The organism is Pantoea sp. FN0307 (assembly GCF_050113815.1).
GTDB classification, from domain to species: Bacteria; Pseudomonadota; Gammaproteobacteria; order Enterobacterales; family Enterobacteriaceae; genus Mixta; species Mixta alhagi.
In genome coordinates this window covers 345,412-357,321 of record NZ_JBNJSO010000001.1, presented here as the reverse complement: position 1 = coordinate 357,321, position 11,910 = coordinate 345,412, and the positions used below count along the sequence as shown (strand labels likewise).

At 56.2% G+C, this 11,910-nt stretch carries 11 protein-coding genes; 1 reads left to right on the top strand and 10 read right to left on the bottom strand.

Annotated features, from left to right (window positions below; translation table 11 throughout):
* Positions 1 to 4: 4 nt before the first annotated feature.
* From sixA to ACQE3Z_RS01680, 4 genes are all read right to left on the bottom strand, one after another.
* On the bottom strand, positions 5 to 487 hold the full coding sequence (sixA, locus tag ACQE3Z_RS01695) for a phosphohistidine phosphatase SixA (protein WP_426971831.1): 483 nt from the start codon (positions 485 to 487) through the stop codon (positions 5 to 7).
* 170 nt (positions 488 to 657) lie between these two features.
* Entirely contained in the window at positions 658 to 2,799 is a 2,142-nt protein-coding gene (gene fadJ, locus ACQE3Z_RS01690; protein ID WP_426971829.1) for a fatty acid oxidation complex subunit alpha FadJ, read from the bottom strand.
* Positions 2,800 to 2,803: 4 nt separating this feature from the next.
* Complete coding sequence (gene fadI / locus ACQE3Z_RS01685; RefSeq protein ID WP_426971828.1) at positions 2,804 to 4,114, bottom strand: acetyl-CoA C-acyltransferase FadI; 1,311 nt, start codon at positions 4,112 to 4,114, stop codon at positions 2,804 to 2,806.
* 202 nt (positions 4,115 to 4,316) lie between these two features.
* Positions 4,317 to 4,613, bottom strand: coding sequence for a YfcZ/YiiS family protein (locus ACQE3Z_RS01680; RefSeq protein WP_426971827.1), 297 nt, complete (start codon positions 4,611 to 4,613; stop codon positions 4,317 to 4,319).
* A gap of 345 nt (positions 4,614 to 4,958) precedes the next feature.
* Here ACQE3Z_RS01680 and fadL point away from each other — a divergent pair, with 345 nt between their 5' ends.
* Positions 4,959 to 6,299, top strand: coding sequence for a long-chain fatty acid transporter FadL (fadL, locus tag ACQE3Z_RS01675; protein ID WP_426971826.1), 1,341 nt, complete (start codon positions 4,959 to 4,961; stop codon positions 6,297 to 6,299).
* Positions 6,300 to 6,453: 154 nt separating this feature from the next.
* Here fadL and mlaA read toward each other — a convergent pair whose 3' ends face one another.
* The 6 genes from mlaA to ccmE are packed head-to-tail and all read right to left on the bottom strand — an operon-like array spanning position 6,454 to position 11,910.
* Positions 6,454 to 7,215, bottom strand: coding sequence for a phospholipid-binding lipoprotein MlaA (gene mlaA, locus ACQE3Z_RS01670; RefSeq protein WP_426971825.1), 762 nt, complete (start codon positions 7,213 to 7,215; stop codon positions 6,454 to 6,456).
* A gap of 34 nt (positions 7,216 to 7,249) precedes the next feature.
* Positions 7,250 to 8,464 carry a c-type cytochrome biogenesis protein CcmI gene (gene ccmI / locus ACQE3Z_RS01665; RefSeq protein WP_426971824.1) on the bottom strand — a complete coding sequence of 405 codons (1,215 nt, stop codon included), beginning with the start codon at positions 8,462 to 8,464 and terminating at the stop codon, positions 7,250 to 7,252.
* A complete protein-coding gene (locus ACQE3Z_RS01660; protein WP_426971823.1) occupies positions 8,461 to 8,922 on the bottom strand; it encodes a cytochrome c-type biogenesis protein in 462 nt (153 codons plus the stop codon). The genes ccmI and ACQE3Z_RS01660 overlap by 4 nt, the downstream gene beginning before the upstream one ends.
* Positions 8,919 to 9,476 (bottom strand): DsbE family thiol:disulfide interchange protein, encoded by a 558-nt coding sequence (locus ACQE3Z_RS01655; protein WP_426971822.1) that lies wholly within the window; start codon positions 9,474 to 9,476, stop codon positions 8,919 to 8,921. The genes ACQE3Z_RS01660 and ACQE3Z_RS01655 overlap by 4 nt, the downstream gene beginning before the upstream one ends.
* Positions 9,473 to 11,428 carry a heme lyase CcmF/NrfE family subunit gene (locus ACQE3Z_RS01650; protein WP_426971821.1) on the bottom strand — a complete coding sequence of 652 codons (1,956 nt, stop codon included), beginning with the start codon at positions 11,426 to 11,428 and terminating at the stop codon, positions 9,473 to 9,475. Before ACQE3Z_RS01650 ends, ACQE3Z_RS01655 begins: the two co-directional genes overlap by 4 nt.
* The gene (gene ccmE, locus ACQE3Z_RS01645; protein WP_426971820.1) at positions 11,425 to 11,910 is read right to left on the bottom strand and encodes a cytochrome c maturation protein CcmE; all 486 of its coding nucleotides are present in this window, start codon (positions 11,908 to 11,910) and stop codon (positions 11,425 to 11,427) included. The genes ACQE3Z_RS01650 and ccmE overlap by 4 nt, the downstream gene beginning before the upstream one ends.

Genomic DNA, 11,910 nt, shown 5'->3' with positions numbered 1-11,910 from the left:
AGGATTACATCGCTTTTGCCAGCTTAGAGGGGCTAACCTGCCACTTTAAAATGCCTTCGCTTTTTTCGGCATCAAAATCGATGCAGGCAATGGCCGAGGTAGCAAACATCGGCGGTGGCTCCTGCGGACAAAGCTCCGAGACCAGATAGCCCACCAGGGGAAGATGCGAAATAACCAGCACCGATTTCACGCCCTCTTTCGCCAGAGTCTGTAGATAGCAGGCCACCAGCGCCGGATCGCCGCCCGGCGTCAGCTCAGGTAAGACTTCCTGCTCCTGCGGCAGCCGCAGGGCTTCACGTACTGTTGCCAGCGTCTGCTCTGCCCGCAGGTAGGGACTGACCAGCACCCGTTCAATATCCAGAGTCTGGCTGTTTAGCCAGCTCGCCATCTGGCGTGATTCATCACAACCACAATGGGTAAGAGGCCTAACCGAATCACTGGCTGCCTCAAGTGCAGCGTCGCCGTGACGCATGATAAAAACTTGCATAAAGCACCGCTGTTGTTTAACAAAATCGTCAGATCATCAGGCTGTCCGACGCTTCATTCTGCGAATGAACGCTGTGTTGTAACCTAATGCCTTGAGTATAGTCAACCGATTGTTTATTAAACGAGCTATTGTCGGGATCTGCCACTCAACACAATGAAATTGCACCCTGCCTAAGCCGCTGAATCATTGTGGGTATTAACTTCTGGTAATGAATTGTAAAAGTGTTCCCCGCGCTCGGCGCGTTGGCGAAGCGCTTCGCAGGGAGAAAAACGATCGCCGTACTGATGCATCAGGCTGGCTAATGTATTAACCACATTGGCGATCCCCAGGCTATCCATATAGCGGTAAGGACCGCCCAGGAAAGGAGGAAAGCCGATGCCGAACACCGCGCCCAGATCGCCGTCGCGCGGGCTGCGGATGATCCCCTCTTCCAGACAGCGTGCCGCCTCATTCAACATCATCATTACGCAGCGCTGAGCAATCAGCGCACCGTCCAGCCGATGCTGCGGCTGAATATGCAGCAGAGAGTAAATGGTTTTATCGGGGCGTTTTTTTCCGCCCTGATAACGATAGAAACCGCGCCCGTTCTTACGCCCTTTGCGGTTATCGTTGAGCACGGCGGCGAAGGCTTCCGGCGCGGCGAAACGCATGCCATATTCCTGTTCCAGAATCGGCAGAATTTTAGTGCCGACATCGATACCGACCTCATCCAGTAGCTGTACCGGCCCCACCGGGAAGCCAAATTTAATCAGCGCCTTGTCTACCGCTTCAATAGGCTCGCCTTCCAGCACACAGCGCATGGCTTCATTTATATAGGGCGCCAGAATGCGGTTAACGTAAAAACCAGGGCGGTCGGCTACCACAATCGCTGTTTTTCCCTGCCGCTTTGCCAGCGCCACGGTGGTGGCAATGGTACGGGCGGAGGTGGTTTGATGCGGTATCACTTCCACCAGCGGCATTTTTTCTACCGGGCTGAAGTAGTGCAGGCCGATAACATTTTCCGGACGCTGCGCCAGCGCGGCGATGCGGGCTATCGGCAAAGAGGAGGTGTTCGAGGCGAAAACCGTATCAGGCGCGCAATGCTGTTCTACTTCCGCCACCATCTGCTGCTTTAAGCTGAGATCTTCAAACACCGCTTCGATAATCAGATCGCGCTGACTAAAGCCGCGATAGTCGATGCTGCCGGTAATCAGCGCCATCTGACGTTGGCGTTCGGCGGCGTTAATTTGGCGCCGCCGGACCTTTTTACTCAGCAGCTCCCAGCTATATTTCATCGCATGGTTAATTCCCTCCACGCTGACATCTTTAATACGCACCGGCAGTTTCGCTTTGGTTGCGGTAACGGCGGCGATACCGCCGCCCATCAACCCGCCGCCCAGTACGCCAATACTGCGTAACGTGACGGATTCGGCGTCATACTCTTTTTTCAGCGCGGTGTTGGCAAAAAACAACTGGCGCAACGCGGCGGACTGCGCGGTCATGGTGAGTTCGCCAAAGGCAAGCGCTTCGGTTTCATGACCGGCCCGCATCCCCTGCTCCAGCCCGGTTCTTACCGCTTCCAGGATACGTCGCGTAGCCGGATAGTTACCGTGCGTTTTCGCCTCGCTCTGGCGTGCCGCCAGCTGAAACAGAATGGCGCGCCCCGCCGGTCCGTTCAGCAAACGCTCACGCAGTGGCAACTGACGACGCGCGCTTTTGCCTTTCAGCGCCAGCTTAACTGCCGTTTCCAGCAGAATGCTGTGCGGTACCGCCTCATCAACCAGCCCCAGCTTCAGCGCCTGCTTTGCCCGCAGGGTTTTACCGGTAAGAATCAAATTCAACGCCTGGGATGCGCCAATCAAACGCGGCAGGCGTTGCGTGCCGCCGCTACCAGGCAGCAGGCCCAGCTGTATTTCCGGTAATCCAAGCCGGGTTTTATCATCCAGCGTACAAACACGCCGATCGCACGCCAGCGCCAGTTCCAGTCCACCGCCAAGGCAGGCGCCGTGGATCGCGGCAACAACCGGCACCGGCAGCGCGGCAATCTCTGACATTACACGCTGCCCCTGCTCGGCCAGTTTGCGTGCCTCATCGGCGCTGTGGCACCGATCGATCATGCTGATATCCGCGCCGGCAATAAAGGAATCCGGCTTGCCGGAAATAAACACCAGTCCGGCCAGCGTCGGGTTTTGCCGCGCCTGAGTTATCACCGCCCGAATTTGTTCAATAAACGCTGCCTTCAGGGTATTCATTTTTTCATCGGGGACATCAATAACGATGATGCCGATATTGTCGCTGCGCATGCTCAGATGAAATGCGGATTGTTGTTCCATGACCTTATTCAACCTCCAGTACCATTGCCGCACCCAGCCCGCCAGCCGCACAGGCGGTAACCAGACCGAGACCGCCACCGCGCCGCCGCAGTTCGTTCAGCGTTTGCGTAATCATACGCGCGCCGGTTGCGGCAAAAGGATGTCCATAGGCGATAGAGCCACCGAGAACATTAAATTTCTCCTGGTCCACTTCCCCCAGCGCCTGGGGACGATTAAGCACCTCGCGGGCAAAACGCTCGTCGCGAAATACTTTCAGATTAGCCAGCGTTTGCGCAGCAAATGCCTCATGCATATCAATCAGCGTAAGATCGTTTAGCGCGACGCCCGCACGATCCAGTGCCAGCGGCGAGGCATATGAAGGCCCCAGCAGCATATCCTGCCAGACATCGGTAGCGGTAAAGGCATAGCTACGCAGATAACCCAGCGGCGTTATCCCCAGTTCGCGCGCGCGCGATTCGGTCATCAGGATCACCGCAGCGGCGCCGTCGGTAAGCGGTGTGCTGTTGGCCGCCGTCACGCTGCCATGCTGACGGTCAAAGGCGGGACGCAGCCGGGCATAATCCTCAACGGCGCTGTTTTCACGTACGTTATTGTCCTGCTGAAGCGCTGCGCGCCATGGCGGCACCCAGGTTGTCATCACTTCATCCGTTAACTTACCTTCCCGCCAGGCCTGCGCTGCGCGCTGATGGGAACGGTGCGCCAGCGCATCCTGCTGCTCGCGGCTGATGCCATGCGTTTTCGCCATCTGTTCAGCGGTATCGCCCATGCGTAGGCCGGTAGAATACTCCGCTACCGCAGGTGGCACCGGTAACAGGTCTCGCGGACGCAGCTGGCTAAACAGCCTAAGTTTTTTGCTCAGGGTGCGGGCTTTAGTGAGGTCGACCAGCGTCCTGCCCAGTTTTTTACTGACGCCAATCGGTAAAACCGATGAGGAGTCGGCTCCGCCAGCGATACCGGCGCTGACGCTACCGGCCAGCAGGCTTTCCGCCAGGTTAGCCACCGCCTGAAAACTGGTGGCACAGGCGCGGCTGACGCTGTAGGCGTCGGTCTGAACGTTGAGACCGCTGCTTAATACAATTTCGCGCGCAATATTGGGCGCTTCAGGCATCTGAATGACCTGTCCGAAAACCAGCTGTTCAATGATCTCCGCCGGGATTTCGCTCCGGGCCATGAGTTCGCTGATCACCATCCTTCCCAGCTCAACTGCCGGAATGCCGTGCAGCGCCGTCGCCTGTCGGGCAAAGGGGGTGCGAAGTCCGTGGGTAATGGCGATGCGATCGCCCTGACGCGTCAGCAAAGGAAGCGCTCTGCTCATTATTCTCACCTGTTAACCGCGACCGCAGCATCATTGCCAAAGAGGTCAGACCTGCACAGTGTAAACAGTTTGTTTAAGCGTGCCAGCGGCGCGGCGAGAAAATGAGAGCAGCAACACAGTTGCCGAAAAGATGAAACCGGCACGAGCACCGGCATTGCGGGCAAGGAAAATCGGCGCCGTTTCCTGCGCCGACAGGCAGGAGTTAGCGCAGGCCGAGCTGGAAGATGAGGGTTTCCGCCTGGCAGCTAAAGGTAAAATCCACATCCAGACGCACACCATCAGGCTGCTCAGTGAAGATCGGGGTGATAACACAAGGTTCAGATTCAACGCCACGCGCTTTTTCTGTAAGCGAAGCCAGCATCGCTTCGGCCTGCTGACGATTCTCAAACAGGCGTGACCACGAGGCGGTACAATCGCTGTTATCCATTACGGTGCCGACATCAACGCAGCAGCAGGCTGCTGTTTCGTTAGCGCTACATTTATTTAAAGCATCACTCATCGCTCTCTCCTGGCATGCTTTTATACAGTCAATTTTAACTGCAGGTTATTTTACCCCGCCTTTTTATCTGCACTAACTTGTGTGAACGCAATCACGAATAATATTGATCTGACGCAGGATTAAGCACACTTCGATTCAGGAAAACGCCTTTTTTTGTTAAGGAGATCTTATTTTATCGATCACATTTGAAATATTTAAAGAACAAGATTGCAACATAGACACAGGTCAGACCTATACTGTGCGCACTGGTCTGATTTGTCCGTTGTATTTCAGCCCCTAAAATCCCCGGCTCCTTGTTACTTGATGTAACAGATTTTATAAAAATCACATAATGAGGTTGTGGTCATGAACCATAAAAACCTGTGTGCAAAGTCAGCTTTAGCAGTAGCAGTCGCAATCGCTTCCTCAAATCTTTATGCAGCGGGCTTTCAGCTCAATGAATTTTCTTCAATCGGTTTGGGTCGCTCTTATTCAGGCGAAGGGGCAATGGGCGACACGGCAGCCTCTGCCAGCCGTAACCCAGCGACGATGGCATTAATGGATCGCCCAATGTTTTCTGTTGGCGCGGTATTTATCGATCCCGATGTTAATATTAATGGCGATAGCGGCGCGGGTAATAGCCTGCGTGCGAATAATATTGCCCCAACGCAATGGGTGCCCAATATTCATTATGTGCAACCCATTAATGACCAGTGGTGGGTGGGCGCTTCCGCAACCACAAATTACGGTCTGGCTACCGAATTTAATAATGATTACGCGGGCGGCGCATTCGGCGGTAAAACTGATTTGTTGACCACTAATCTTAATCTCAGCACCGCATGGCGCATGGATGAGCATTTCAGCTTCGGCGTGGGATTCAATGCGGTTTATGCGCGAGCGAAAATCGAACGCTATATGGGCGAACTTGGCGGCCTGCTCCCGGCTGTGGGTTTGCCAGCCGCCGCGGCGGATACGCAAATTGCGCACCTGAAAGGCGATGAATGGGGCTATGGCTGGAACGCCGGTATTTTATATGAAGTGGATGATGATAACCGCTTCGGCCTGACCTACCGTTCCGAAGTAAAAATCGATTTTAATGGCGATTACAAAAGCGCCATTCCTTCGCAGTTAAACCCCATTATCGGTGGAGCAGGACTGGATCTGCCTTACGGCACCAGCGGCAGCACCATTCCGGGCGCGCTGACCCTGAACCTGCCGGAAATGTGGGAAGTCTCAGGCTATCATAAAGTTGCTCCGCAGTGGGCGGTGCACTATAGCCTGGCCTACACCAGCTGGAGTCAGTTCCAGGAGCTGAGGGCCACCGGCAGCAATGGTCAGCAGCTTTTCTATAAAGATGAAAGCTATCGCGATGCTTACCGTATTGCGCTCGGTACCACCTGGTTCTATGACGAGCACTGGACGTTCCGCACCGGTATCGCCTTTGATGACAGCCCGGTTCCGGCTGATAAGCGTTCTATCTCGATTCCGGATCAGGATCGCCTGTGGCTGAGCGCGGGTGCCTCATACGCCTTTAATGAGAACGCGTCGGTAGATGTGGGCGTTTCTTATATGCACGGACAGAAAGTTACCGTGCGTGAAGGCATCGATCCAGTGGCGACCGCACGCAACGGTACGATAACGCCTTACGAATTTAGCTCAGAAGGCAAGGCATGGCTGTACGGCGCCAGCTTTAACTATCGCTTCTGATTGCTTATTGATTTAATCAAGGTGAAAAGGCGGGGGTCTCCCGCCTTATTGATGCACCTGTATCAAGGCGCAGGGCGTCCGGGCAGAAAAGTAAAGCGGCCTGCGCCAGTCACGCCATAAAAAAGCGGGGTTCACCCCGCTTTTTTATTTATCTTTACTCAGCGTCGATCTCATCCAGATCGCCCTGAATCGCCTGCGCGTTAGGGTTCTCCTGCGGCTTCAGCTTGCCACCGTGGGCAAGGAAGTCGTGACGCTGGAAGTAAGCGTTACGCACGAATGCGTAAGGATCGCGGGTATTACGCAAAATCGCATCGGAATCCAGCAGCTGTGCCCGCGTTTCTACCCCTTCCAGCACCCATTTTCCGGCAGTCATCGGCCAACTCAGCCAGCTCAATACCGGATAAAGCGTATCAAGATAATCACCGCCATTCTCACGCGGCGTAAAACTGCCATAGCCAGGCAGCACCACATATGGCCCGTAGCCGACGCCCCAGGTACCCAGCGTACCGCCAAAGCGCGGCGGCTCTTCACGCGCCAGCTTATCATTCGCCATGCCGGCAACATCGATAAAGCCCCCCAGACCCAGCACGGTATTCAGGAAGAAGCGGTTAAAGTGCACCATACCGCGATAGGGATCGCCGCGCAGGAATGAGTTCACCATTGCTGCCGGCTCACTCAGGTTACCAAGGAAATTACTGACGCCGGTACGCGCCGGAACCGGCACATAGTCGCGCCAGGCGACCGCTACCGGGCGCAGCACATAAGGATCCAGCACGTTGTAGTTGAAATCAAACATCGTGCGGTTAAAACCTTCCAGCGGATCGGAACGCCCCTGCGGTTCGTCGTTATGCTGTGAACTGGCGCAGCCTGCTAACAAAATGCTGGCCAGCGCCAACCCCGTCAGGCGGAAGTTCATAATTTTCTCCCTGTATAATTAATTGCTTACCGCTTCAGGGCTGCTGCTGATTAATCTCAACAGCAAGATGCTGATGACCATCAAAAGGCGTTAACGCACTCTCGCCGAACCAGTCGCCTGGCCGGGGAGTTGCGCTGCCGTCACGCGCAATACGCACGCGAACTTGCACCTGATGCAGCGCCGAAAGCAGACGTTCCGGCATCATGGCATTGCTGTCATCCAGCGTCAGCGATAGCGGAAAATGACTCAGCGGCAGCTTTTTCACTGCCACCGGAACCGGTGAAACACCGTCGGAAACAGAAATATACATGACTCCGCCCGGCGGTAACATTTTTTCTACAGCATCTGCCAGCGTGATAGTGAGCGAAAGCTGGCTGGTTTGCAGTCCGGCGGCCGTTTTCGCCTGCTGGATACTTCGCTGCACCTGTTCTGTACGTGGATCGCTGGCCGGTAACTGCCTCAGCATGGTTTGCCAGGCGTTAATTGCCTGTGTGTACTCTTGCTGCTGAAAAGCATTAAAGGCGATCAGACTCAGCAGACGCATATTCGCCGGATCCTGCTGTTGCATAACGTTGAGCATCGCCTGCGCTTCACGGTTATCCTGCGGATCGCTGGAGCGGGTCAGCACTTCAGCATAGCTGAGTTTTACCTCTTCGTTATTCGGCGCCAGCTGTAATGCGCGCTGAAACGCCTCAACGGCCGTATCGCGATTATTCAACACCATGCCGATGCGCCCCAGCATAAGCCAGTCATGCAGCTTACTGCCATCCTGCTGCAGCGCCGTGCGCAACCCCAGCCCCAGACGCGCCAGCTCCTCCGGCGTTAGCGGCTGCGCCTGCGGATCCAGCAAACGCGCGCGCAGCGCGGGATAATCATCCTGCACCTGATGCCAGACGATCAGGCCCGGCAGATCGCCGGTTTTCAGATAACATCCCAGGCTAACCACCACCAGCAACAGTGCGCCGGGCAGCAGCACCCAGCGACTTAGCGGACGCGCCGGTGTGCATAAAGAAGAGCAAGGAATATCGGTCAGCAACGTTTGCTGTAGCTCCTGCACCATCGGCTGACGGGCGGCGATCACGCCCTGTGCCTCATCCTGCTCCAGCTCATTCAGGCGCTGCTGGTAGAACATTTTATTTAACGTATCGCGGTCCACCGGCGACTGACGGTCACCGCGCCAGCCAGCGGTTAACAGTAATAGCAACCCGGCCAGTAGCAGAGCGGTAAGCACTATCCAGAAAAGAGTCATGACGATTTCCTGTGATCTTTCAGCAGCGCGTCAAGGCGCTGTTGATCGCCCGCATTCAGTTGCTCGTCGGCGTCCGGCTGACGACGGCTGCGTAGAAAAATCACCAGCGCCCCCGCGATAATAAACAGCAATGGACCGGCCCACAGGATCAGCGTTGATGGCGTAACCGGCGGTTGGTAGGTAACGAAATTGCCGTAGCGGTCGATCATATACTGCGTAATCTGATGCTTATCCTGGCCCTGCTTCAACAGCTGATAGACCTTCAGGCGCATATCTGCTGCGATCATCGCATTCGAATCGGCAATGCTATTATTTTGGCATTTTGGGCAACGCAGCGAGGCGGTCAGCTCACGGTACTGCTGCTCCTGCGCGGCAGAATCAAATTGCCAGGTTTCAATCGCTGCCAGCGCGTTCAGGCTGAACAACAGCCCCGCCAGCAACATGAATAGCTGCTTCATTGTACCGCCTCCCTGCTATATTTTTGCCACAGCGGCGCGACTTCCCGCTGCCAGATCTGTGCGTTGAGATCGCCCGCATGGCGATAGCGAATAATGCCCTGACCATCAATCAGGAAGGTTTCCGGCGCGCCATATACCCCCAGATCCAGCCCAAGCATGCCGCTGCCGTCATACAGGCTCAGCGCATAAGGATTTCCCAGCGTGTTTAACCAGTTCACCGCTTTTGCGCGGTCATCCTTGTAATTCAGACCGACCACCCGCACGCCCTGCTCTGCCAGCCTGTTCAGATACTGATGCTCGGCGCGGCAGGTAGGGCACCAGGTTGCCCAGACGTTCAGCAGCAGCGGTTTGCCGTCCGCCAGTGCCGTCTGATCGTAAACCTGTCCCGGACGCTCAAGCGACTCCAGCTTAAACAACGGCACCGGCTTACCGATCAGCGCCGACTCCAGCCGCGTCGGATCGTCGCCTTCAGCGTTGCGCGTTAGCTGCCACATTAGCGCCAGCGCCAGCAGCAAAAACAGGATCAGCGGAATATAAAAAAGTTTCTTGTTCATGCCTCCTCCCGCTGCGCTTTTTTACGGCTGCGATAACGCGGATCCAGCAGGCAAAGCAGGCCGCCGAAGGCCATAAACAGGCCGCCGTACCATATCCAGCGCACAAAAGGTTTGTAATAAATACGCACCGCCCAGGAGCCGTCATCCAGCTCCTCGCCAAGCGCGGCGTAGAGATCGCGCGTCAGGCCGCCATCAATCGCCGCTTCGGTCATCATGCTGCGCGCCACGCTGTAGTAGCGCTTTTCCGCCCGCAGCGTCGCTTCCGGCCTGCCGTCACGCGTCACCTCAATGATTGCCGCTCCGCCGCTGTAGTTAGGGCCGTTGAGTTCACGTACGTCGCGAAAAACAAAGTGATAATGATGAATATCCACGCTGTCGCCCGCCTTCATGCGTACGTCGCGCTCAATGCTGTAATTCTGGCTAAAGGCGATGCCGATCACCGTAACCGCAACGCCCAGATGCCCCAGCACCATGCCCCAGTGGCTGCGGGAGAGATGCCGGATGCCACGTAGCAGAGTATGACGATGCGTGGCGCGCTCGTGCAGCTCCAGCAGCGTGAGAATAATCACCCACAGCGCCATTATCAGGCCTACTACCGTCATCGCCTCGATACGATCCTGCATCCGCCACGGCAGGATGATTGACAGCAGCAGCGTGATCAACAGCGCCAGCGCCAGCCGCTTCCAGAGCTTTTGCGGTTCATCGCGTCGCCAGCGTACCAGCGGGCCGATGCCCAGCAACAGCGCAAAAGGCGCCATCAGCCAGGTGAACATGGTATTAAAAAAGGGTTCGCCCACCGAGATAGTGCCCAGCCCCAGTTGCTTGTGCACCAGCGGCAGCAGGGTTCCCAGCAGCACCACCAGCATGCCAGCCATCAACAATACGTTGTTGCCCAACAGGAATGACTCGCGTGACCAGAAATCGTTTTGCACCCTGCTGCGCACCTGCCCGCCTTTTACCGCATACAGCAACAGCGAACTGCCGATAACGATCACCAGAAACGCGAGGATAAACATGCCGCGAGCCGGATCGGAGGCAAAAGCATGCACCGAAACCAGCACGCCGGAGCGCACCAGAAATGTTCCCAGCAGGCTGAGGGAGAAGGCTGCGATCGCCAGCAGTACGGTCCAGGCTTTAAAGGCACCGCGCTTTTCCGTTACCGCCAGCGAGTGGATCAATGCGGTGCCCACCAGCCACGGCATAACGGAGGCGTTTTCCACCGGATCCCAAAACCACCAGCCGCCCCAGCCCAGTTCGTAGTAGGCCCAGGCGGAACCCAACACGATACCGATGGTCAGGAACAGCCAGGCCGCCAGTGTCCAGGGCCGCGACCAGCGCGCCCAGGCCGTATCCAGCCGCCCCGCCATCAGCGAAGCGATAGCGAACGCAAAGGCCACTGAAAAGCCAACGTACCCCATATAGAGCAGCGGCGGATGGAAAATCAGACCGATATCCTGCAGCATCGGATTCAGATCGTGGCCGTCAATGGGATAGTCCGGCAAGGTACGGGCAAATGGGTTGGACGTAAAAATGATAAACAGCAAAAAGCCGAAGTTAATCATGCCCATAACCGCCAGCACGCGCGCGATTGCATCCTGTGGCATGGCGCGGCTAAATATCGCCACCGCCAGCGTCCAGCCGCTAAGCATCAATACCCACAGCAGCAGCGATCCCTCATGCGCTCCCCAGGTGGCAGCGATGCGGTAATACAGCGGTAACTGGCTATTAGAATTGCTGACCACATAGGCAACAGTAAAGTCATTAGCCACAAAGGCATGCACCAGCAGCAGAAAGCTGCCAGCCACGCAGAAGAACAGGCCAACGGCGAGCGGTCGCGCCAGCCCCATTAACCTGCTGTCCTGGCGCGCTGCGCCCCATAGCGGATAGAGACTCAACAGCAGCGCCAGCGCCAGCCCCAGACAGAGCAAGAAATGACCGATTTCTGGCATCATGAGCGATCACCTTGCGGCTGCGCTGCCGCCACGGTTCCGTGATGGTTTTTCTTCATCGCATCGCTGATTTCCGGCGGAGTATATTTTTCATCATGCTTCGCCAGCACTTCTTTTGCCTGGATCAAATTGCCCACCTGCAATTCGCCCTGCGCCACCACGCCCTGCCCTTCGCGGAACAGATCGGGCAGGATGCCTTCATAGCTAATGTTAACCACGCCGTTGGCGTCATACAGCTTAAAAGAGACGCGCAGCGTTTTTTCATCCCGCTTAACGCTGCCGGGCATCACCATACCGCCAACGCGCAGCCGCTGACCGGGTTCAGGCAGCGTATGCGCTTCGCCTTTGCCATAGAGAATTTCGCTGGGGGTATAGAACAGGTCAATATTAGCGCGCAGCGCATACATCACTAATGCCGTTGCCAGGCCCAGGCCAGTCAGAATCGCCACGACCACATAAAGGCGGTTTTTACGACGGGTATTCAC